General features: G+C 47.0%; 2 protein-coding genes. One reads left to right on the top strand and one right to left on the bottom strand.

The window, feature by feature from the left end; translation table 11 throughout:
• Window positions 1–519: TRAP transporter large permease subunit (locus tag ACOI06_RS14550; protein ID WP_420663312.1), on the top strand; the 519-nt coding region annotated here is incomplete at its 5' end.
• Here the strand turns inward: ACOI06_RS14550 and ACOI06_RS14545 are convergent.
• On the bottom strand, window positions 470–757 hold a 288-nt coding region (locus ACOI06_RS14545), incomplete at its 5' end, for a peptidogalycan biosysnthesis protein (RefSeq protein WP_420663311.1). The genes ACOI06_RS14550 and ACOI06_RS14545 overlap by 50 nt on opposite strands.

Below are 757 nucleotides of genomic sequence, written 5' to 3'. Positions count from 1 at the left end.
AAAATTACCTCGATGATTTTATCGGGTTCTGGCGGCATGCTCTGGCCTGCGATTTTACTGACAGCCTTAACCTGCTTGCTATTGGGAATGGAAGTGCCGACCACAGCGGCTTATGTGATTTGTGTATCCGTTGCAGGTCCTGCATTGACTGATCTGGGTCTGAGCCAGTTACAGACGCACTTGTTTGTATTTTGGTTTGCACTGCTTTCAACGATTACTCCACCTGTTTGTGGTGCGGTGTTTATTGCAGCAGGTATGGTGCAAGAGAACTGGTTGAAAGTCGCTTGGAAAGCCATGGCGCTGGGTGTTGGGCTCTACATGATTCCTTTGGCGATGATTTCAACACCAGACTTGATTGAGTTGGCAAGCAATCCGACCAGCGCAATTCTGGCAATGGTTAAAACAGGGGTTGCAACAACCTTAGTGGGCTATGGCTTTATTGCACCAGGCTCATGGTTGATTCGAATCATCAAGATTGTAGCGGGTCTGGTGATTCTGGTTTACCCAATGACGTTTTAAAGGGTGTTCCTAAGTGATCAAAATAAGCCATAATTTCTTTTGATTCTAGTTGACAGGCCTGTTCGATGGCTTGCTGAAAACCAGAATTAGCCATCCAGTGTGCGGATTGTGTGATGACCGGCATAAAACCGCGCGCCATCTTGTGAGGGCCTTGAGCGCCGCCTTCAAAGTATTGCACCTGGTGCTCAATCGCCCATTCTAAAAAACTGTAATACGCAACTTCAAAGTGTAAGCAGTC

The organism is Orrella sp. 11846, from assembly GCF_048820935.1.
Classification (GTDB): Bacteria; Pseudomonadota; Gammaproteobacteria; order Burkholderiales; family Burkholderiaceae_B; genus Algicoccus.
Note: the sequence above shows the minus strand (reverse complement) of the source record. Positions and strands in the feature narration are given on the sequence as shown.